Genomic DNA, 20,292 nt, shown 5'->3' with positions numbered 1-20,292 from the left:
CAAATAATTCCAAAACAGGTGATAACTCGTGCAAACAAACTTTACTATTCTCCAAAACGCACTTGATGCTTCTGTGTTGCGACATAATACCATTTCAAACAACTTAGCGAATGTCAACACTCCAAACTATAAGCCACAAAAAGTGATCTTTGAAGAAATTCTAAGAGGAGAAATATCAAACTACAGCTTCAGTGGCAAGTTGACGAACTCGAAACATATTCCGTTCGGGAATAATTCAATAAACAAGCCATATGTGGCCGACCAACCTTTCACGATGCAAAATAACGGCAATGGTGTAGATGTTGATAGTGAAATGAGTGATTTAACAAAAAACCAAATTTGGTATCAAACATTAACCTATCAAATAAGTGAAGAGTTTAATCTATTAAAAACAGCTATTAGAAGTAGATAGGAGATAGATTATGTCAATGTTTCATTCATTAAACATAAGTTCTTCTGGTTTAACCACGCAACGTTTAAAAATGGATGTTGTTTCAGCAAATATCGCTAATGCAACGACAACACGAGGCAGATTTGTCAACGGTGAATGGGTTCCATATCGCAGAAAAATGGTTGAAGTACAACCACAAGGTACGGCGCCGTTCAGCAAATATTTAAACAGTGAAATGAATGTGAATGGTGTCAAGGTGACCAAGATTTCTGAAGACAAGACTCCGTTTCGGCCAGTCTATGATCCCACTCATCCAGACGCAAATAATGAAGGCTATGTCATGATGCCAAACGTTGATATTACGAAAGAAATGGTTGATCTGATGAGTGTTTCAAGGGCATATGAAGCAAATGTTACAGCATTTAATGTTGGCAAAAACATCGCAATAAAAGCATTGGATATTGGAAAATAAGGAGCACTGAACGATGAATATAGATCAATTAACTACTTATCAAACACCATTGTTTGAAAATAATCGGGATATTAAGCCTGCTTCAACTTCAACCACCTCATTTTCATCTGCTTTAGGAGAAGCAATCGGAAAGGCAAATGAGATGATTGTTCAATCAGAAAAGCTTTCAGAAAAAATTGCAACAGGTGAAATAAAAAATATTCATGATGTGACGATCGCTGCTCAAAAGGCGCAAATAGCACTGCAGTTAACTACGCAAGTAAGAGATAAGGTCGTTGAAGCTTATCAAGAAGTCATGAGAATGCAAGTATAAATACGGCTTATCTTTTATGAAAATAGCGGAGGATATATGAATAAATTCGTTGATTTTAAGGAAAAGATTACACAGTTTTGGAAAAACGTAAGCAAAAAAAATAAAGCGATTTATATTGGATCATTTTTGGGGCTTATTGTCATTCTGAGTGTGGCGATCTTCTTTGTTTCTAAGCCTAATTTAGTTCCGTTATATGCGAATAATTTAAGTCAAAAAGAAATAGGTGAGATTAAAGGCGTTCTCGATAAACAAGGGTTTACCGAGTATGAAATAGCAAGTAATGGGACCCAAATTCTAGTTCCTAATGAAAACGTTCCCGACCTCATCGTAAATCTAGCCTCGGAGGGTTTGCCGAAAAACGGTTCAATCAGCTTTTCCGAACAAACAAAAGACTTAAAGTTCGGAGTAACAGAACGCGAATTAGATGTAATGGAAAGGGAGGTTATCCAAGCTCAATTGGCTAACCTTATCAGCAAAATCAGTGGGGTAAAAAGCGCTGAAGTCATGATTACCCTGCCAAAAGAAAGTGTCTTTATTCGGCCTGAGACAGAGGACAAATCGAGCGCATCGATTATTGTGAACTTGGAGCCGGGTGAGGAGTTGGATACAGGTCAGGTTAAAGCGCTGTACCATTTAGCTGCAAAAAGTATCCCAAACCTGCCAGAAGAAAATATCATCATTACCGATCAAAACGGTCAATTGCTGGCATTGCCAAAAACAGATGATTCAACCTTTGAAGAATTGGATGGCTACGAGAAGCAAAGACAAATCAAGCAAAAGGTAGAGGCGGATATTCAGCGCAGTATTCAGCAAATGCTTGGTACGATGCTCGGACAAGATAAAGTGTTAGTCCAAACCTTTGCAAAACTAAACTTTGATAAGGTAAAAACAAATCAAAGCTTAGTAGAGCCTGTTGATCCAGAGGCGAATGAAGGAATCGCTGTCAGCGTAGAAAAGGTTACCAAAAGCTACAGCGGGCAGGGCGCTGTGCCGGGCGGAGCGGATTCTCCTGCAGAGGATATTGAGTACCCTGCGGCGAGTGAATCAGAAAATAACGAGTACGAGGAAGTTCAAAATCGAGTCAACTACGAATTTAACCGGATTACGAAGGAAATTATTGAAAGCCCTTATACGATTGAGGACCTTACCATTAATGTTGGGGTGGAGCCACCGGAACCTGATGATCCACAGTCGTTAACCCTTGAAACACAAAACAATATAAAAAGCATTATTTCAAATGTAGTTCGTACCGCTATAGATAATAACGGCAATTCGTTAGAAGATGACGAGATAAATAATCGAATTACGATATTCCCAAGAGAGTTTTCCGGAAAGACAGCGAGTGCAGCCGCTTCGTCTTCAGCCGAGGAAAAAGCTTCTTATTTATCCTATATTCTGTGGGGAGTTTTAGCCCTTATCTTGATTGCAGCGGGTGTCTTTTTGTGGAAATATCTCAGTCGCAAAAGCAAGCTTTCTGCTAAACCGACCTCTGAATATTTGGAAGTCAAGAACATTAATGAGCTGGAAAAAGCGTTGCAGGAAACGAAGCCAGTCGATAAAGAGATCCACCATTTAGCCGAAGAAAACATCGATGAATTCGTCAGCTTATTAAGGTACTGGATAAAAGAAGAAAAGGAGGGATAGGATGCGCCAATTAACGGGACTTCAAAAAGTGGCAATATTATTGGTTTCTTTAGGAAAAGAAGGTTCTGCTCCCATTTATAAACGCTTAAAGGAAGATGAAGTGGAACTTATTACGAAAGAAATTTCACGCTTGCAATGGATCGATTCCAAGGTTAAAGAGGATGTTTTAAATGAATTTTATAGCATGGCTGCCGAGAAAAACTCAGTATCAACAGGCGGGGAACACTTTGCAAAAGACTTGCTGGCCCTTTCTTTTGGAGAAGAGAAAGCAAAGGAAATGTTAAAACGGTCTTCGGTAAGGAACCGCAAAAAACCGTTTAATTTTGCTCAAAAAGCAGAACCGGTTCAGATATTAAATCTTTTGCAATATGAAAATTCCCAAACCATTGCCCTTGTCCTTTCCTATCTGGATCCTAAAAAAGCGTCAACGATTCTTTCTTCCTTTTCTCCAGAGAAACAAACGGACATCGCGATGAAAATCGCGCTAATGGATACCGTATCACCGGAAGTGGTGCGCCAGGTGGAGGAAGTGCTTCAAGAAAAACTATCTACGACTACTGCCCATGATTACTCAGTAAATAATGGGATTGATAATATTGTCGGCATCTTAAATGGAGTAGACCGAAGCACTGAAAAGAATATTTTAGAATCCTTATCACAGCAAAATTCAAATCTTGCCGAAGAAATAAAAAGCAAAATGTTTATCTTTGAAGATATTGCTTTACTGGATAATCATTCGATTCAAAGAATCTTACGCGATGTCGATACAGAGGATTTATTCTTATCGTTGAAAATTGCCAGCGAAGATCTGAAGGATGCCATTTTCCGAAACATTTCGAAACGACGCGCTGAATTGTTAGAGGAACAACGGCAATTTGATAAGCCTGTGCGGCTTAAAGAGGCCGAGGATGCACAGAGTCGTATCGTCAGCATTGTTCGTAAGCTTGAGGAAGAAGGCTCGATCATCATCGAAAGAAAGGGTGGCGAGGATGTTGTCATCTAAGATTTTTAAGTCTAGTTCGATCCCGCCTATCATGGAAACGAAATTTTTACTTTTGAGCAAGGAATCGGACCTTTCATTGCCTACTGAACACCAAACCAATGAACATATTGAGGAGCTTCTGCAAAGGGCAGAACATCAAGCACAACAGATTGTTAGTGATGCTCAAGAGAGTATGGAAAAACAAAAGCAAATCGCAGAACAGCAATTCGAGGAATGGAAACGGATTGAGCAGGAAAAATTGCTCGTTGAAATGGAAGAAATAAAAAAGGTTTCGTTTAATCAAGGCTATGAAGATGGTGCTCAGCATGCACAACAAGAATTTTGCTCGAAAATCGATTTAGCAAAAGAAGTTATTGAACAAGCTTATGAAGAAAAAAAAGAAATTATTAGAGAAGCTGAGCCGTTTGTTATCGACTTATCGATTCAAATTGCGGAAAAGATCATCAAAAAGGAACTGGAGACCGAGCCAAATCTGCTCATTGAAATGATCAAGCAAAACCTTTTATATTCCAATGAACGTTCGATGATCACAATCTGTGTAAGCCCGGATGACTTCGATTTTGTCCAAAATCAACGCAATCAGTTATTAGAGTCCATCGAGGGGCAAGTTGAAGTAAAAATTGTACCGGAGCATTCGATTGAAAAAGGCGGTTGTGTCGTTCGCACCTCTTATGGAAGCATCGATGCTCGGATTGATGTTCAGTTAAAAGAAATCAAACAAGCGCTGTTTAGAACATTACAGGAAGATACGTACAATGAAAATGCTGGAAATTGATAAGTATTTACGCACCCTACAGACAATCAATCCGATCAAGTTTAATGGAAAAGTAACCCAGGTAATCGGGCTGACGATTGAGTCGCAAGGACCCGATGTAAAGCTTGGCGATGTGTGTCATATTTATCCTTCCCCTAATGAAAAGCCGTTAGAAGCTGAGGTGGTCGGTTTTAAAGGGAATCGGGTCTTGTTAATGCCTTTAGGTGAAATTGTTTCGATTGGACCTGGTTGTGAAGTAGTTTCTACAGGCAAACCGTTAACCGTTAAAGTGGGAATGGAGTTATTGGGCAAGGTTTTAAATGGACTGGGAAAGCCGATGGATGAAAGCCCTCTGCCTTCAGGACTAGTTGAAGTGAACACGAATAATAACCCTCCTAATCCGTTAAAACGACCACGAATCCATGCTCCGTTAAGTGTCGGTGTCCGTTCGATTGATGGATTGTTAACAATCGGGAAAGGGCAAAGAGTCGGTATCTTTGCCGGAAGCGGCGTCGGAAAAAGTACTTTATTAGGGATGATTGCCCGAAATACAAGTGCAGATGTAAATGTTATTGGATTAATCGGGGAACGTGGAAGAGAAGTCCTTGATTTTATCGAAAGAGATTTAGGCAAAGAAGGATTAGAAAGATCGGTTGTCGTCGTGGCGACAAGTGACCAGCCGGCCTTAGTGAGAATAAAAGGGGCGGTTATTGCGACAGCGATTGCTGAGTTTTTCAGAGATCAAGGACTGAGTGTCAATCTAATGATTGATTCGGTTACCCGGTTTGCGATGGCACAACGAGAAATCGGACTGGCGATTGGTGAGCCGCCAACTACGAAAGGGTATACTCCTTCCGTGTTTGCGATGCTGCCTAAGCTGCTTGAACGGGCTGGAACCGGCCCAAAAGGAGATATTACTGCATTCTACACGGTTCTTGTTGATGGTGATGATATGAATGAGCCGATTGCCGATACGACTCGAGGCATTCTCGATGGTCACATCGTTTTAGATCGTAAATTAGCACAGCAAGGACACTTTCCTTCTATTAATATATTGAACAGCGTAAGCCGGGTGATGAAGGATATTGCTGCTCCTGAGCACATTCATTCGGCCGAAAAATTAGTAAAGCATCTGGCCGTATATAAAGAAGCAGAGGATTTAATTAAAATTGGAGCCTATAAGCAAGGCTCAAATTCCGAAATTGATTCAGCGATACAAAACAAAGGTTGGATTGACCATTTCCTTAAACAAGGTGTTAAAGAACCATCCGATTTAGAGGATACCATTATCAAAATGAAGCAACAATTTGGAGAGATGGCATAATGACGTTCACGTTTCGCTTTGAAAATATACTGACAATGAAGGAAAAAGAAAAAGAAGCGGCTTTAAATGAAATGAATACATTTAGAAAAAGCAAAGAAATCGCTGAAAATCAGCTGCAGGAGCTGGTTGAAAAAAAAGACAGCCTTATTCGTGAAAATCAAAAACTAATGGAACGATCGTTGATGATAACGGAGCTCCATGAAAGAGAACAATATGTATGTTTTATCGATAAACAGATCGAAAAGGCAAAGATAAAACTGGCTGAAGTAACGAAGGAATTCGAATGTAAAAAAGGTCAATTACTAGCCAAGAATCAAGAGGAAAAGATTTGGAGTTCCTGGCGGGAAAAGTCTTATGAAGAATACAAAGAACGGGTAAAAATAGAAGAACAAAATTTGCTTGATGAAATGGCGACAATTAGATATTTGCAAAACAAAATTTAGTAGCTTTGCGGAGTTGGTGGTATGGGAAAGATATTCAAAAAATTAGATGGATTGTTCTTTAATTTTCTTATCCCTCTATTGTTTACAATCGGAATTCTCTCAATCTCTTTATCCTTTTTTGGATTTGATGTAAAAGGCAGCTTTGCCGATGTTTTTAAAAATATACCGTTTATCGGAGACCAGTTCTTCAGTAAAGATGAGACGAGCGTGGCTCAAAGTAAGGAAACGGAATCGGAACTTGATCGATTATCAAAGGCTTTGAAAGAAGAGGAAGAAAAGTACAAAGAACTGAAACAAAAAAATGAACAAAATGAACAAGAATTAACGCAATTAAAATTAGAGCAAGAACAACAAGAAAATAGTGTTGAATCAGAAAGCTCCGGTTCCAATCCGTATAAGAAATTATCAAAGGTATACCAGGAAATGAGCCCGAAAAAGGCAGCAGCCATTCTCGATCAATTGGAAAAGAAAGAAGCCGCCTTGCTTTTAGCAGAAATGTCTACAAGTCAGCAAAGCGAGTTATTGGCTAAAATGCCGCCGGAGAAAGCTTCTGAACTATCAACATTATTATTGGACGAAAATGATTAAAGGGGTGCAAACCGCAATGAATGCTAAGCAAACGAAAATGATTAAAAACGTTCAATTTGCACCAATTTTAGGAGACATGAAAACCTCCGGATCTGGTAAAGAGTTAAATTTAATTGATGATGTTAACTTACAGGTCATCGTGGAATTAGGAAAAACAAATATGAAGGTAAAGGATATCCTGAAAATAAAACCAGGTGTCATTATCCCCGTGGAAAAGTTAGCTGGAGAGCATGTCGATGTGGTGATTAACGAAGCATCCATTGCCGAAGCTGAAGTAGTCGTTGTCGATGAGAAATTTGCGATCCGGATTACCGATATCATTTCCAAGCAAGAACGGGCAGATAAAATGCAAGATTAGAGGTGCAGTCTTTTGAAAATAGAGCAGTTTGCGAAAAAAATGACAATCATGCTTGTAATCATTTTGCTCGTTTCTCAGTTTCATGGTGGAAAAGTAGTAATCGGGAAAGCAGAGGCTGCCACCGTTTATGATTCCTATACAAAGAATAGCAGTCAAAAAGAACCGGATTCAGCGGATTCGAAAAAGATCGCTGCAGAGGACAACACGTCATTAGCACCTTCCTTTATTAAGTTTGTGTTTTCCTTTGCGAGTATCATTATTCTACTACTCTTGTTACTAAAGTATTTAAAATCGAAAGCAAGACAGCTTCAATCTCGAGGGCCTTATCATTCATTGGGGGCTTTTCCATTAGGGAGTAATCGCTCACTGCAAATGTTAATGATCGGAAAAACATTATATATCTTAGGTGTCGGCGAGGAAGTGCGTCTTATTCGCACGATTGACCCGGGAGAAGAGCAGGATTTGATTATCCAATCTCTTGTAGAAGAGGAAGAAAACAAACAGCAGGGAAGGCGGTTACCCTTTAAAAAGGATACAGCTGCCAATCACCTTGAAAAGTGGGAACACGCGCTAGCCTCCCAAATAACGCAAACGAAACAAACAAAAATCCCAATCAAAAACATTCACGACGAATCATAAATGGGGGGTTCCATTGCTTAAGAAACTGATAATTATATTACCGTTTATTTTTTTGCTTTTTTCCGATATTGGTCATGCAGCCCCCAATCTCTCAATACCGGGATTAGACCTTGATGCCGGTTCAGCTTCTGAGCCAGAAGAAGTGGCAACATCTATTAAACTAGTTATTTTGTTAACTGTTTTATCAGTGGCCCCGGCGATTTTGTTACTGATGACTTCGTTTACAAGGGTTGTAATCGTATTATCATTTGTTCGAACCGCTTTAGGTACTCAACAAATGCCGCCAAACCAGGTCATTATCGGTTTGTCATTATTTTTAACGATGTTTATTATGGGACCGATTTTTTCCGAAATAAATGAAAAGGCGTACCAGCCGTTTGTTGAAGGAGAAATAACTCAACAACAGGCATTTGACTCAGCCAGTCAGCCTTTAAAGGAGTTTATGGCAAAGCATACTCGGGAAAAGGATTTGTCGTTATTTTTGGATTACGCCAAGAAGGACAAACCGGCAACGATAAAGGATATTCCAATAAATGTGCTTATTCCAGCCTTTGCCATCAGCGAGTTAAAAACTGCTTTTCAAATGGGATTTATGATTTTTTTACCTTTTTTAATCATCGATATGATTGTGTCCAGTATTTTAATGGCCATGGGGATGATGATGCTTCCGCCTGTGATGATTTCGTTGCCGTTTAAAATATTGCTGTTTATTCTCGTTGATGGTTGGCATTTAATCGTTAAATCGTTATTGATCAGCTTTTAAAAAGAGAGGGATTTTGATGACACCAGAGATGATTTCCGAAATAGCCAAGCAAGGTATTTATGTAACGATCCTTGTTCTTTCACCCATCCTAGGAATCGCATTAGTGGTCGGTCTTATCATAAGTATTTTTCAATCGGTGACTCAAATACAGGAGCAAACCTTAGTGTTTGTCCCAAAAATTTTGGCTGTTTTCTTAGGGATATTATTTTTGGCACCATGGATGTTAAATCATCTATTAAATTTTACGCAGAACATTTTTGCTAATCTTTCGAATTATGCAGGGTAGGGCAGAATGGATTGGTTAAATGATATTCCGTTCTTTTTACTCGTCTTCGTTCGAATCACCTGTTTTTTCATTCCCGTTCCCATCTTTATGATGAGGACAATACCGAACATTTATAAGATTGGTCTCTCTTTTTTTATCGCCCTGATCGTATCATTATCGATTGACCATAGTCCGATTCCTGCTTTTACCGGAGAGTACCTTGTTCTTGTTTTAAAGGAATCGTTAGTGGGCCTTGGGTTAGGCTTTATCGCTTTCATCACGTTTAGTGCGATTCAGCTGGCCGGCACCTTTATCGACCTTCAGAGTGGCTTCTCTATGGGATCGATGTATGACCCGCAGTCAGGCACAAATGTTAATTTAACAGGAAGGTTTAAGAACATGTTGGCGACGCTCTTTCTCCTCTCTGTTGACGGGCATCACTTGCTCATTCAAGGGGTGCTGGAAAGCTACAATTGGATCGGTGTAGGTGCACTCGTTCCTTCCTTTACGGATGGCAGAATCTCAACTTTTTTACTTGAAACGTTTGAACATTCGTTTATGATTGCTTTTTTAATCGCGGCGCCGATTGTGTTTATTTTATTTTTAGTCGATGTCATTCTCGGTATCATCGGGAAAACGACACCGCAAATTAATCTGTTAGTGGTAGGGTTTCCTTTAAAAACAGGGGTTTATCTTATCGTTATGTTCTTATTATTGCCCGGTTTTTTTCTGATCCTGACCACATTGTTTTCACAAATGTTTGAATCCGTTGAGGATATGATTCGCATTATGGGAGCGGCTTAAATGAACAAGAGCACAACCTTTTTATTAAGATTAGATTTGCAGCTTTTCTCAGGAGAAAAAACAGAGAAGGCCACTCCGCAGAAACGAAGAGAAACGAGGAAAAAAGGACAGGTCGCCAAAAGTATTGAGGTATCTACTGCTCTAATGTTCTTGTCATTCTTTCTTTTCTTGACCTTTTATGGGAAATACCTGGGTTCTAATATCATGCTTATGTTCCGCGGCATATATTCTACTTTTTTGTTATTGGAATTATCTCCGGAAAGTACACAAGAGATATTCATGGGCCTTTCTATTAATGTGCTGAAAACGATTCTACCGCTGCTGTTCGTGACCTATCTTGCAGCTTTATTATCCGGTTACATTCAAATAGGCTTTTTATTTACAACGGAGAACTTAAAGTTTTCTTTGAATAAACTTAACCCGATTGAGGGAGCGAAGCGTATTTTTTCGTTGCGTTCGATTGTGGAACTCATTAAGAATCTTTTAAAAATAACGATGATCGCCGGAGTTTCTATTTTTCTGTTAAAAAAAGAACTGCCCATGCTGATTCGCTTATCTGAGATGAGTATTGGAAAAATCGTTGAGTACCTTTTCTCTCTCATTACTAAATTAGGACTTTCGATATCTGGCTTGTACGCCATCTTAGGGATTGCCGATTATATGTATCAAAGATTTGATCATGAAAAGAAAATGAAAATGTCTAAACAAGATATTAAAGATGAAATGAAAAAAACGGAAGGTGACCCGTTCATTAAAGGAAAAATTAAAGAAAAACAAAGAGAAATGACCTATAACCGAATGATGCAGGAAGTTCCAAAAGCTGATGTGATTATAACAAACCCAACACACTACGCGGTTGCCATCTCATATGATTCAAATGGAACAAAAGCACCTGTTGTAGTGGCGAAGGGTGTCGACTTTATCGCCCAAAAGATTAAAGAAATTGCCAAGGAAAATGGCATTATTACAACTGAAAATAAGCCATTGGCTCGAGCATTATACGCCAATGTTGAAATAGGTCAAGAAATACCGGAAGAACTGTTTAAAGCAGTCGCAGAAATACTAGCTTACGTTTATCAATTAAAAGGCAAATATTAAAGATTGGAAGGGAAGAAGGTGAAAATATGAAATTGAAAGATATTACTGTCTTAATTTCGGTACTAATGATTGTTGTAATGATGGTTATCCCGTTACCAACACATTTATTGGACTTTTTGCTCATTATTAATATTTCCTTATCGATGACGATTCTTCTAGTTTCGATGAATACAAAGGAAGCTTTAGATTTCTCTATTTTCCCTTCTCTATTATTATTAACGACGCTGTTCCGGCTGGCGTTAAATGTTTCAACTACTCGTTCTATCTTAACAAAGGGTGATGCAGGGAGTGTTGTTGCAACCTTTGGTGAATTTGTTGTCGGTGGGAATCCAGTCACAGGATTTATCGTCTTCCTTATTTTAGTCATCATTCAATTCTTAGTTATCACAAAAGGTTCTGAACGGGTTGCCGAAGTCGCCGCCCGCTTCACCTTGGATGCCATGCCCGGGAAGCAAATGAGCATAGACGCTGATTTAAATGCCGGTCTAATTAGTGAAAAAGATGCACGGGCCCGCAGAAAGAAGATTGAACAGGAATCTGATTTTTATGGGGCAATGGATGGTGCCAGTAAGTTCGTCAAGGGAGATGCGATTGCCGGGATCATTATTTTAGTAATCAACATCCTCGGTGGTTTTATCATTGGGATGACGATGTTAGGGATGAGCTTATCACAAGCGGCAACTACTTTTACTTTACTATCTGTCGGTGATGGTCTTGTCAGTCAAATTCCGGCCCTGTTAATTTCAACGGCAATGGGGATCATTGTAACTCGAGCAGCCTCTGATGGAAACCTCGGAGACGACCTAACCCGCCAACTGTTTGCTTATCCTAAGTTGATTTATGTTGTTGCAGGTTTCATTGCATTGTTTGGGGTAGTAACGCCGATTGGTATTTTCTTAACGTGGAGCATCGCGGGGTTACTCGTATGGGGTGCCTATACAATGCAAAAAGCTCGAGAAAAGGAAACAGAAGAACAAGAAGAGATTAATGAGGTGCCAATCGAGGAAGAAAATAGTCCGGAAAACGTCCTGAATCTCCTCCAAGTTGATTCACTAGAGTTAGAGTTTGGCTTAGGTCTAATCCCTTTAGCAGATAGCTCGCAGGGAGGAGATATTTTAGACCGGGTCATCGCGATCCGCAAGCAAATTGCTTTGGAGTTTGGTTTAGTTATCCCGATTATCCGAATCCGGGACAATTTAAATTTAGAATCAAATGAATATGTCATCAAACTAAAAGGCAATGAAATCGCTAAAGGGGAAATATTCTTGAATCATTTTCTGATGCTCGCCCCTGAGGATGATGAACATGGAATTGTCGGGATTGAAACAACGGAACCAACATTTGGTCTGCCCGCTTTATGGATTAACGAGGAAATGAAAAGAAAAGCAGAGCTTTATGGTTATATCGTCGTGGATGCCTCTTCGGTTATTTCCACCCATCTAACCGAAACGATTAAACGGTTTGCCCATGAGATTTTAGGCAGAGAAGAAACAAAGCAATTAATCGAAAAGACGAAAGAAACATTCCCTTCAATCGTGGAAGAGCTGGTACCGCAATTATTGTCTGTCGGTGAAATTCAAAAGGTACTGCAAAAGCTGTTAAAAGAAAAAATATCGATAAGAAATTTGTCTGTGATCCTTGAGACGCTTGCCGATTGGGCTGTTTTTACAAAGAATCCTGACTATCTTACTGAATATGTAAGACAAAGCTTGTCACGGCAAATTACGAAACAGCTGACAGTCAATAAAATGGTCCAAGTTATTACGGTACATTCATCGATTGAAAAAATCATTTCCGAAAGTGTTCAGGAGACAGAGCAGGGTGTTTATTTAACCTTAGACCCACCAACGATTCAACAATTAGTAGGTTCATTAAACGAAACCATTCAAACTGTTATGAATGTGGGAATTCAACCAGTGATCTTAACTTCCCCAACGATCCGAATGTATTTAAAACAAATTGTTGAACGCATTAATGGAGACATTCCCGTTATATCTTTTAACGAGTTAGAATCGGATGTTGAAGTTCAAAATGTTGGGGTCGTAAATTTTCAAAATCTTGGAGTGGTTAGTTAATGAAAATTAAACGATACATCGTAGATTCATTACCACAAGCTATTCAGCAGATTCGCTTGGAATTAGGGGAAAATGCGGTTATTTTAAACACGAATGAAAAGAAAACAGGCGGTTTTTTAGGGCTTTTTAAGAAAAAACAACTGGAAGTGATTGCCGCTTCCGAGGTGGCCAATCCGACACATGAGCAGAAGAAAGAAAAACAGGAAGAGGCGACCGTTCCAACGCCAATGCGGACGGAAACAGAGGTCCTTAAAAGACTTTCCCATATGGAAGAAATGCTTAAAAATTTTTCAAAAGAAAATGATTCATTTACGGATTCAAGTGCCGGCAAATTACAAAAATGGATTGATCGCTTAGAGGACCAAGAAGTAGATAAAGCGGTCATTCAATTTATTGTTAAAAAGGTGAAAGCCCAAAACCCTCATTTGGAACAACAAACAGAACTTGAGATTCAGGAAGCAGTCTTTTCAGTTCTCATTCAGCTGTTTGAAGATGGGATTTCCCGAGAGGGTTTAGATCCGAGTGTAAATATTATTACTCTGCTTGGTCCGACCGGGGTTGGCAAAACGACGACGATCGCCAAGCTGGCATCAAGACAAGTGTTATATCAAAGAAAGAAAGTTGGGTTTTTAACAGCAGATACCTTTCGGATTGCAGCTGTTGAACAGCTGAAAACATATGCCAATATATTAAACATTCCAATTGGCGTAGTGGAGAGCCCGAGGGATTTTAAAGTCGCCTTTGATCATCTAAAGAATTGTCAGATGATTTTTATGGATAGTGCAGGCCGGAATTATCTTGAGGAACAGTATATTGAAGAAATTAATGATTTCTTATCCCACTCATTAAAGCAAGAAAATCACCTTGTTCTCAGTATGACATCGAGGTGGAAGGATATGCAGCAAATCGTCGACCGAATGAAGTCGGTTAAGATTGACAAAATGATCTTAACAAAATGGGATGAAAGCACCTGTTATGGTGCCGCGCTAAATTTACTTTATCACTACCCTTACCCCTTATCATTCATAAGTATGGGACAAGGTGTTCCAGAAGACATTATCGTTGCAGACCCGCAGTTTATGGCTAAAAAGATTTTGGGAGTAGATGAGGATGAAGCAGGATCAAGCACAGAGGCTGCGAGAATTGTATCAGCAATTTAATAGCCCACAACAAGAAAGAGCAACAAAGGTAGTGTCGATAACGAGTGGCAAGGGCGGCGTCGGAAAATCCAATTTTGCCTTAAGCTTTGCCTTAAGTCTAATCGAATCCGGTCAAAAAGTGGTGCTCATTGACTTAGATATTGGGATGGCGAATTTAGATATATTAATTGGGTTGACTCCGAAGTATCATCTCGTCGATATGGTTAAGAAAAGATTATCTATTTGGGATGTTATAGAAAAGGGACCCAACGGCTTAGAACTGCTCTCCGGCGGGAGCGGCTTTGAAGAAATGTTAAATTTGAGCGATCAAGAAACAAACTATTTATTTGAGGAACTAGAAAAATTACACGGATACGCTGATATTGTGTTGTTTGATACGGGTGCAGGGCTTTCCAAGGAATCGCAACGCTGTCACATCGCCGCAGATGAAATCATTCTTTTGACAACACCTGAACCAACAGCGATTACAGATGCCTATTCCGTGATAAAAATCTTGCATAACCAGGATCCTACGATCCATTTCCGCTTAGTCGTCAATCGTGTGGCGAATGTAAAGGAAGGGATGGCTGTTGCCAACAGGGTGAAGGTTGTCGCTGAGCGATTTTTACAAAAAAACATCGAGGTTCTTGGATTTCTGCCGAATGATTCGCATGTATCACAATCCGTGCTTGAACAGTCGCCTTTTTACTTAAAGTATCCGAAATCTCACGCAGCCAAATGGATGAAGGATTTAGTCAATGTGTATTTACATCATTACCAGAATCACTCCAGAAACAAAGGGATTAAAGGATTTGTCGATAAGCTGTCAAGGGTATTAATTAAAAGATAAGGCTCATTACTTTGAGCTCGGTTTGCTGATATTGGGAGGAGGGAGATCCATGTATCAAAATTCCGAAGAGGAATCTTTAACTCAATATGTTCCATTGGTTCATAAAATCGTGAAAAAGGCGAGACGAAGTCTGCCCCATAATATCGATGAAGATGAATTGATTTCATTTGGAATGATGGGGTTATTGGACGCATTTCGAAAATATAATCAACGTGAAGATGTAAAATTCGAAACCTATGCCACTCAAAGAATTCGCGGTGAAATTTACGACGGCCTGCGCCGAAACGACCCGCTATCGCGGACGTTAAGAAAAAAGGAAAAAGAAGTATATAAGGCGTACGAGAAATTAGAACAAAAGTTTTTCAGGCAGCCAACGGTTAAAGAGGTAAGCAGTTTTTTGAATATCAGCCCCGAGGAATGCGAAAAGATAATTACTCAATCTGCATTTGATAAGCAATATTCTTTATATGAACCTATCGAAAATGGGGAAGAGAGTCAAATGAAAATCGATTTGATTCCTGACCAGTATTTCGATGAGCAATCAAAAATAATCGAAGAAAAAGAGCGAAAACAGCAATTGATTTCCCTCATTGATGAACTGCCCGAGAAAGAAAGAATTATTCTATCACTTATTTATTATGAGAATTTAAGTATGAATGATATTGGTAGAATATTAGGGCTTCATAAATCAAGAATTTCGCAAATCCACTCACAAGTTCTAAAGAAATTAAGAAAAGTGCTTGAAAATGAAAGAGAATATATTTGATGTTGAGCTCACCCTTTGATTTGGTGAGCTTTTTTGTTTTTTATGCGGGATTCCTTGCTTAGCCCCTTTTTTAAATGGGTTGGGAAATATTGTTTAAGGGCTCAACGTTTTAGGATAAAGTGTCGTTATTTATACATAGTTATATTTTACTAGATAAAACCCATTTAGATGGATGTCTGGTGGATATTGAGTTTTATTGGAATCTTTTTTTACAGGGGGATGTAAGAAATGAGTTTAAAAACGTTAACTTTAAATAACATAGAGCGATTGAATGAAAGTATGGAGGGAATCACTGAGGGCAGGAAAACTGTGATTAGGGTTGGAGAAAACAGTCAAAATGAAGATAAACAAAATTTCTTGCGAATAAACGTAAGAAACCCGATTGTTTCAGAAATGACCTTGATTAATATGGATGATATTGAGATTGGGAAAACGGAATTGGTATTGGAGAATATTGGTCCAGGAGGATTGCGGTTTTTATCTAATTTAAATCTATTAGTCCATCAAAAGGTCATTTATTCTTTTGAACCAGCTTTTTTAGGAGAGAAAATTCACTTGTTTGGGGAAATTATTTGGAGTTATGAATTGCCTGACGGTATGTACCAGTACGGGGTCCATTTCACCCTGCCGGAGGACAGACGGGTATTTTTATCGGAATTGCTTAATGATTATTCTAAAAGATATTTTTAGTTGGCCGGGGTTTTGGCTGAAATGACTTATTCAATTATTGGATAGGTTGTTTTTTTTTGTAGGGTGTGGGGTTGAGGTGGCTGCGCTGATTAGTGTCCTAATCTGTGGTGAAATTGGAAAAAGAGGGAACTAAGGGATGTGTTAGTGCCCTAAATTGTGGTGAAAACAGAAATAGAGGGCACTAAAGGATGTATTAGTACCCTATATTGCAGGTGAAAGCGGAAAACAGGGTACTAATCCCTCTTATTGGTTACAAAACCGGCAAGAGCCATCAAAGAAAATGCACCCAATCCCACTTATCGATTACAAAAATAGCTTCCCACTGCATAATGCAGGGAAGCTATTTTAATACATAAACTGACCTTTTGGTTTAGGATTGCCCAATTGATTTATTTCCAATGTAGCTCCATCCACAACAAAAGCACTTATTTGTCCTTGCTGGTTCCATTCGAGCTGAACCGTGTTGCTTTCTTCAAGCTTCATTCGATTCATATACTCGGTATATTCATTAACAGAAGCAAACGGATATTTTTGAGTGATGTGTTCATCGCCGATATTAAATTCAATATCTAGCATTTTGGCATTTTTATTTAAGTAGTCTGAAGAAGTTTTGATCATTTCACTAATATCCATCGTAAAACCTGCATCTACGACTCCTTGGTGTCCTTCAATTTGAAAATGAATCTTTAAAGAGTTTATGACAGAAATATCAAATGGAACGCCCTTTAAATAAAACATTAATTTAGGGTCGAAACGATCGTTTTCCAACATATGATGAAGATCGAAATTGTTTTCTTTTGAAAACCGGATTCTTTGATTAATCGCGATCTGTTCAGGAGTTAATCCAATCTCATTATCTAGGATATAAAGATTTTGGTCGTGATCAAATTGTGCATCGAGCATCATTCGAGGAATCGGATAGTCTTCTTTTTTAACCCCAAATTCCATGCTGCATAAACGAATCGTTACATTTTTTAGCGGTAAAAACGTCCCAAGGTAAAATTGAAATATAAGACCTTTTTCAGGAGTATAGAAAATATATAGTTTGCTTTTTAATGTAGTGGCAGCAAGAAAAACCGTATTTAATTTTTTTTCGGTAAAATCAGCATTGAGTAAGTTGTGAAAAGAGGGCAAGGATGATACTTTATCTACCTGCTTTAAATCCTGCAAAATTGCCGCAAATTTGATAAAAAGGTACCATATTAGGCTGGAAAATATCGTCACGATAAGGTATTCATACCATTTAAATCGAGTGATTGAAATAATATTCATACCGACAGTTATGATGATAACAAAGTAGATGGTAAGTCTGCAGATTTCAATGACCCGAGTGGTGAATCGTTCTTTATCATGAAAGATACTTTCATATAAATGTAGGTTTTCGAGCAGATCTTGGCGGTTCATTGGTTTTAATAGAGACCAATACAATTCTCGGCATTTTTGTATTTTATGGTGGCTGTTCAATGAGACAAAAATTGAAATTAGTCCGACTAAAGTTAAAATGCTTGCAATAAGTCCAAAAACGATCGCTACAATCATGTCGAATTTGGGAAATATATTTTCGAATATCAAAAGCATCCACCTCATTGTAAACAGTGCGATGACTGAAAACGTTCATTTCACAACCCGTAATGAAAAATGGGTAATAATAGTTTTATATTACTATATTAAAAATAGAGTGTCACCTGCTGGAAAGTGAGGGGGTAGCTGATGAATGGTGATAAAGAAGGGATTCACGGGCACCATCTTCTTAAACCCCTTATGAACAATATGTGAATAATTTTAATTTTAAAACATTATTTCGAGGTAAATTTATATCAAAATAGTTTAATTATTATAATTATATTGAAAATTTTTATTTTAATAGTATAATAAAAACTAAATTTTCAGGAGGTGTTTAGTTCGTGAAAGCATTAGAGAAGGTGAGTGTGTTTGCCGGAAACACTTTTGCATATTGGGTGTTGATTGTTGCCGGTCTTGCATTTTTTATCCCGGAAGGATTTGTTTGGATTGGTCCATACATCCCTATTCTGCTTGGAATTATTATGTTTGGGATGGGTTTGACATTATCGTTGAATGATTTTAAGGAAGTATTTAGTCATCCAAAATCTGTGCTGATTGGTGTTGCGGCACAATATTTGATTATGCCATTATTGGCCTATTTATTGGCCGTTATTCTTCGTTTGCCGCCTGAGATTGCTGTTGGAGTTATTTTGGTTGGTGCATGTCCTGGGGGGACTTCTTCAAATGTCATGACCTTCCTGGCCAAAGGGAATACAGCATTGTCCGTTGCGGTCACATCTGTTTCAACTCTGTTGTCTCCAATCTTGACTCCGGCGATTATTCTGTTATTGGCAAGCAAATGGCTGCCTGTGTCTGCCGGGGACATGTTTATATCGGTTGTGAAAATTGTCCTTGTTCCGATCATCCTTGGACTTATCGTTAAGGCGTTATTCCACAAACAGGTGGAACAAAGTGTCAAAGCATTGCCGTTAGTGTCTGTGCTTGGAATTGTGGCGATTGTCGCAGCGGTTGTAAGCGCGAGTAAGGAAAGAATTGCCGAGACAGGATTAATCATCTTTGCGGTTGTTATTTTACATAATTTATTAGGTTATACATTAGGATTTTTTGCAGGAAAATTGTTTAAAATGGATTTTGCAGATCAAAAAGCGATTTCAATCGAAGTGGGGATGCAGAATTCTGGATTGGGAGCGGCACTCGCAACTGCGCACTTCTCACCACTTTCGGCCGTACCTAGTGCGATCTTCAGTGTTTGGCATAACGTATCAGGCTCGCTTCTGGCAAGCTTCTGGGGAAGAAAAGTGAACGAAGAGCAAAAAGAGATAGCAAAAGCCGGGTAACATGTGAACAGCGTTTCCAATGAACAGCGCCAGCAACGGTGCTACGGAACCATAGATCAGAAAAACAGCCTTCCCGAATTTCTCGGGAAGGCTGAGCTTTTTTACATATTTTCCTTCGCTTCCATGTAAAGAGCTTGAATGAATTTTTTTATGTTGATTCGCAAAGGAGTCGAGGTATTATTAGCTTTACCTTCTAGTTCCAGCATTTTTAAACGGACTTGAGAATGATCGAAAAAGGTGGAAGCATAATGTTCGAATTTGGGATTGGCATAATCGGTCAAGCCCAGTGCCGCAATATGATCGAGAGCTTGGTGAATAGCACGGCGAATTCTTTGTTCCCCCGCCTTTGTTTCCTTTTTAATAACAGCTGGGCATGTGTTATGTCCAATCCGTTTTTCGACTACTCTTTCGTATAAATCCTTTAAGGAAGGTGTGACTCGAACCCCTTCATTTTCTAATTGGTAAATAATACTCAATATATCAAGTAAATCCTTGTTTCCACTTTCAGCAATAATGCCAAGTTCGAGCAACACGTTTTTCCCTGAATTGATGATAGGCCCTGAGCCAGTGCTTGAAGTCATACCTGCACGTGACCCATGTTTTACGCCGGCATTCGAAGGAGTAGGGATGCTGATTTGCTGCAGAGTGCTTAATGATTTTTGAATATCCATAATTGATTTTTCAAGGAGAAGATGCTCACATACCTTCTTAAGGACATTGACTACCTCGAGCCTGTTGATCGGTTTGGTAATATAATATTCGACCCCGAGTGAGTAGGCTTCCCCGATCATATCCTTTGACTCCACTTGGGATACCATAATGATTTTTCCGGAGAAGGTTGGAGCAATTTCCCGGACTGTTTCAATCCCGTCCCGATTAGGCATGAGTAGGTCGATTAGTAAAATATCAATCCTTTTTTTGGCAAGTTCGTCTGCGTAAACCTCGGACCCATCTTCTGCCTCTCCACAAACAGTCCCAAGGTCTTCATCTTCAATAATATTGGCTAACATTGCTCGAATTGGAGCAGAATCATCTACGATAAAAAAGTTCAC

Annotated in this window: 23 protein-coding genes; 21 read left to right on the top strand and 2 right to left on the bottom strand. The window is 39.0% G+C overall.

Going from position 1 to position 20,292, the window contains the following annotated elements; translation table 11 throughout:
* Nucleotides 1-28 precede the first annotated feature (28 nt).
* The 20 genes from flgB to ACI48O_RS15385 all read left to right on the top strand — a co-directional run bounded on the left by flgB (nucleotide 29) and on the right by ACI48O_RS15385 (nucleotide 16,379).
* On the top strand, nucleotides 29-412 hold the full coding sequence (gene flgB, locus ACI48O_RS15480) for a flagellar basal body rod protein FlgB (RefSeq protein ID WP_435562736.1): 384 nt from the start codon (nucleotides 29-31) through the stop codon (nucleotides 410-412).
* 10 nt (nucleotides 413-422) lie between these two features.
* A complete protein-coding gene (flgC, locus tag ACI48O_RS15475; protein WP_435562735.1) occupies nucleotides 423-863 on the top strand; it encodes a flagellar basal body rod protein FlgC in 441 nt (146 codons plus the stop codon).
* Nucleotides 864-876: 13 nt separating this feature from the next.
* Complete coding sequence (fliE, locus tag ACI48O_RS15470; protein WP_435562734.1) at nucleotides 877-1,176, top strand: flagellar hook-basal body complex protein FliE; 300 nt, start codon at nucleotides 877-879, stop codon at nucleotides 1,174-1,176.
* A 36-nt stretch (nucleotides 1,177-1,212) separates the two neighbouring features.
* On the top strand, nucleotides 1,213-2,820 hold the full coding sequence (fliF, locus tag ACI48O_RS15465; protein WP_435562733.1) for a flagellar basal-body MS-ring/collar protein FliF: 1,608 nt from the start codon (nucleotides 1,213-1,215) through the stop codon (nucleotides 2,818-2,820).
* A gap of 1 nt (nucleotide 2,821) precedes the next feature.
* On the top strand, nucleotides 2,822-3,823 hold the full coding sequence (fliG, locus tag ACI48O_RS15460) for a flagellar motor switch protein FliG (RefSeq protein WP_435562732.1): 1,002 nt from the start codon (nucleotides 2,822-2,824) through the stop codon (nucleotides 3,821-3,823).
* Complete coding sequence (locus tag ACI48O_RS15455; protein WP_435562731.1) at nucleotides 3,810-4,598, top strand: FliH/SctL family protein; 789 nt, start codon at nucleotides 3,810-3,812, stop codon at nucleotides 4,596-4,598. The genes fliG and ACI48O_RS15455 overlap by 14 nt, the downstream gene beginning before the upstream one ends.
* The gene (fliI, locus tag ACI48O_RS15450) at nucleotides 4,579-5,901 is read left to right on the top strand and encodes a flagellar protein export ATPase FliI (protein ID WP_435562730.1); all 1,323 of its coding nucleotides are present in this window, start codon (nucleotides 4,579-4,581) and stop codon (nucleotides 5,899-5,901) included. The genes ACI48O_RS15455 and fliI overlap by 20 nt, the downstream gene beginning before the upstream one ends.
* Nucleotides 5,901-6,344, top strand: a complete 444-nt coding sequence (fliJ, locus tag ACI48O_RS15445) for a flagellar export protein FliJ (RefSeq protein ID WP_435562729.1) — start codon at nucleotides 5,901-5,903, stop codon at nucleotides 6,342-6,344. The genes fliI and fliJ overlap by 1 nt, the downstream gene beginning before the upstream one ends.
* A 21-nt stretch (nucleotides 6,345-6,365) precedes the next feature.
* Nucleotides 6,366-6,932, top strand: coding sequence for a MotE family protein (locus tag ACI48O_RS15440; RefSeq protein ID WP_435562728.1), 567 nt, complete (start codon nucleotides 6,366-6,368; stop codon nucleotides 6,930-6,932).
* A gap of 16 nt (nucleotides 6,933-6,948) precedes the next feature.
* Nucleotides 6,949-7,290, top strand: a complete 342-nt coding sequence (gene fliN, locus ACI48O_RS15435) for a flagellar motor switch protein FliN (protein ID WP_435562727.1) — start codon at nucleotides 6,949-6,951, stop codon at nucleotides 7,288-7,290.
* Nucleotides 7,291-7,302: 12 nt separating this feature from the next.
* Nucleotides 7,303-7,929: a flagellar biosynthetic protein FliO gene (locus ACI48O_RS15430; RefSeq protein WP_435562726.1), complete on the top strand. Its 627-nt coding sequence runs from the start codon at nucleotides 7,303-7,305 to the stop codon at nucleotides 7,927-7,929.
* Nucleotides 7,930-7,942: 13 nt separating this feature from the next.
* Nucleotides 7,943-8,692, top strand: a complete 750-nt coding sequence (gene fliP / locus ACI48O_RS15425; protein WP_435562725.1) for a flagellar type III secretion system pore protein FliP — start codon at nucleotides 7,943-7,945, stop codon at nucleotides 8,690-8,692.
* 16 nt (nucleotides 8,693-8,708) lie between these two features.
* Nucleotides 8,709-8,978: a flagellar biosynthesis protein FliQ gene (gene fliQ / locus ACI48O_RS15420; RefSeq protein WP_435562724.1), complete on the top strand. Its 270-nt coding sequence runs from the start codon at nucleotides 8,709-8,711 to the stop codon at nucleotides 8,976-8,978.
* Nucleotides 8,979-8,984: 6 nt separating this feature from the next.
* Nucleotides 8,985-9,761, top strand: coding sequence for a flagellar biosynthetic protein FliR (fliR, locus tag ACI48O_RS15415; protein WP_435562723.1), 777 nt, complete (start codon nucleotides 8,985-8,987; stop codon nucleotides 9,759-9,761).
* Nucleotides 9,762-10,859 (top strand): flagellar biosynthesis protein FlhB, encoded by a 1,098-nt coding sequence (gene flhB / locus ACI48O_RS15410; protein ID WP_435562722.1) that lies wholly within the window; start codon nucleotides 9,762-9,764, stop codon nucleotides 10,857-10,859.
* A 26-nt stretch (nucleotides 10,860-10,885) separates the two neighbouring features.
* Nucleotides 10,886-12,934, top strand: coding sequence for a flagellar biosynthesis protein FlhA (gene flhA / locus ACI48O_RS15405; protein WP_435562721.1), 2,049 nt, complete (start codon nucleotides 10,886-10,888; stop codon nucleotides 12,932-12,934).
* Nucleotides 12,934-14,094 (top strand): flagellar biosynthesis protein FlhF, encoded by a 1,161-nt coding sequence (flhF, locus tag ACI48O_RS15400; protein WP_435562720.1) that lies wholly within the window; start codon nucleotides 12,934-12,936, stop codon nucleotides 14,092-14,094. The genes flhA and flhF overlap by 1 nt, the downstream gene beginning before the upstream one ends.
* Nucleotides 14,045-14,923 (top strand): MinD/ParA family protein, encoded by an 879-nt coding sequence (locus ACI48O_RS15395; RefSeq protein WP_435562719.1) that lies wholly within the window; start codon nucleotides 14,045-14,047, stop codon nucleotides 14,921-14,923. The genes flhF and ACI48O_RS15395 overlap by 50 nt, the downstream gene beginning before the upstream one ends.
* A 49-nt stretch (nucleotides 14,924-14,972) precedes the next feature.
* Nucleotides 14,973-15,689: a FliA/WhiG family RNA polymerase sigma factor gene (locus ACI48O_RS15390; RefSeq protein WP_435562718.1), complete on the top strand. Its 717-nt coding sequence runs from the start codon at nucleotides 14,973-14,975 to the stop codon at nucleotides 15,687-15,689.
* 228 nt (nucleotides 15,690-15,917) lie between these two features.
* Nucleotides 15,918-16,379, top strand: coding sequence for a PilZ domain-containing protein (locus ACI48O_RS15385; RefSeq protein ID WP_435562717.1), 462 nt, complete (start codon nucleotides 15,918-15,920; stop codon nucleotides 16,377-16,379).
* A gap of 345 nt (nucleotides 16,380-16,724) precedes the next feature.
* Here the strand turns inward: ACI48O_RS15385 and ACI48O_RS15380 are convergent, their stop codons facing one another.
* Nucleotides 16,725-17,951, bottom strand: coding sequence for a hypothetical protein (locus ACI48O_RS15380; RefSeq protein ID WP_435562716.1), 1,227 nt, complete (start codon nucleotides 17,949-17,951; stop codon nucleotides 16,725-16,727).
* Nucleotides 17,952-18,283: 332 nt separating this feature from the next.
* On the opposite strand from ACI48O_RS15380, the gene ACI48O_RS15375 reads away from it, so the two are divergent.
* The gene (locus tag ACI48O_RS15375) at nucleotides 18,284-19,240 is read left to right on the top strand and encodes a bile acid:sodium symporter family protein (RefSeq protein WP_435562715.1); all 957 of its coding nucleotides are present in this window, start codon (nucleotides 18,284-18,286) and stop codon (nucleotides 19,238-19,240) included.
* 101 nt (nucleotides 19,241-19,341) lie between these two features.
* Here ACI48O_RS15375 and ACI48O_RS15370 read toward each other — a convergent pair whose 3' ends face one another.
* Nucleotides 19,342-20,292, bottom strand: a complete 951-nt coding sequence (locus ACI48O_RS15370; RefSeq protein ID WP_435562713.1) for a response regulator — start codon at nucleotides 20,290-20,292, stop codon at nucleotides 19,342-19,344.

This window comes from Neobacillus terrisolis, from assembly GCF_051233475.1.
Classification (GTDB): Bacteria; Bacillota; Bacilli; order Bacillales; family Cytobacillaceae; genus Bacillus_BU.
This window is presented reverse-complemented; position numbering and strand designations above follow the sequence as displayed.

Bases quoted from the DNA above. Each gene is read 5' to 3' on its own strand.
- flgC (WP_435562735.1), top strand. From the start codon at position 423: ATGTCAATGTTTCATTCATTAAACATAAGTTCTTCTGGTTTAACCACG.
- fliE (WP_435562734.1), top strand. From the start codon at position 877: ATGAATATAGATCAATTAACTACTTATCAAACACCATTGTTTGAAAAT.
- fliF (WP_435562733.1), top strand. From the start codon at position 1,213: ATGAATAAATTCGTTGATTTTAAGGAAAAGATTACACAGTTTTGGAAA.
- fliG (WP_435562732.1), top strand. From the start codon at position 2,822: ATGCGCCAATTAACGGGACTTCAAAAAGTGGCAATATTATTGGTTTCT.
- ACI48O_RS15455 (WP_435562731.1), top strand. From the start codon at position 3,810: ATGTTGTCATCTAAGATTTTTAAGTCTAGTTCGATCCCGCCTATCATG.
- fliI (WP_435562730.1), top strand. From the start codon at position 4,579: ATGAAAATGCTGGAAATTGATAAGTATTTACGCACCCTACAGACAATC.
- fliJ (WP_435562729.1), top strand. From the start codon at position 5,901: ATGACGTTCACGTTTCGCTTTGAAAATATACTGACAATGAAGGAAAAA.
- ACI48O_RS15440 (WP_435562728.1), top strand. From the start codon at position 6,366: ATGGGAAAGATATTCAAAAAATTAGATGGATTGTTCTTTAATTTTCTT.
- fliN (WP_435562727.1), top strand. From the start codon at position 6,949: ATGAATGCTAAGCAAACGAAAATGATTAAAAACGTTCAATTTGCACCA.
- fliQ (WP_435562724.1), top strand. From the start codon at position 8,709: ATGACACCAGAGATGATTTCCGAAATAGCCAAGCAAGGTATTTATGTA.
- fliR (WP_435562723.1), top strand. From the start codon at position 8,985: ATGGATTGGTTAAATGATATTCCGTTCTTTTTACTCGTCTTCGTTCGA.
- flhB (WP_435562722.1), top strand. From the start codon at position 9,762: ATGAACAAGAGCACAACCTTTTTATTAAGATTAGATTTGCAGCTTTTC.
- flhA (WP_435562721.1), top strand. From the start codon at position 10,886: ATGAAATTGAAAGATATTACTGTCTTAATTTCGGTACTAATGATTGTT.
- flhF (WP_435562720.1), top strand. From the start codon at position 12,934: ATGAAAATTAAACGATACATCGTAGATTCATTACCACAAGCTATTCAG.
- ACI48O_RS15395 (WP_435562719.1), top strand. From the start codon at position 14,045: ATGAAGCAGGATCAAGCACAGAGGCTGCGAGAATTGTATCAGCAATTT.
- ACI48O_RS15390 (WP_435562718.1), top strand. From the start codon at position 14,973: ATGTATCAAAATTCCGAAGAGGAATCTTTAACTCAATATGTTCCATTG.
- ACI48O_RS15385 (WP_435562717.1), top strand. From the start codon at position 15,918: ATGAGTTTAAAAACGTTAACTTTAAATAACATAGAGCGATTGAATGAA.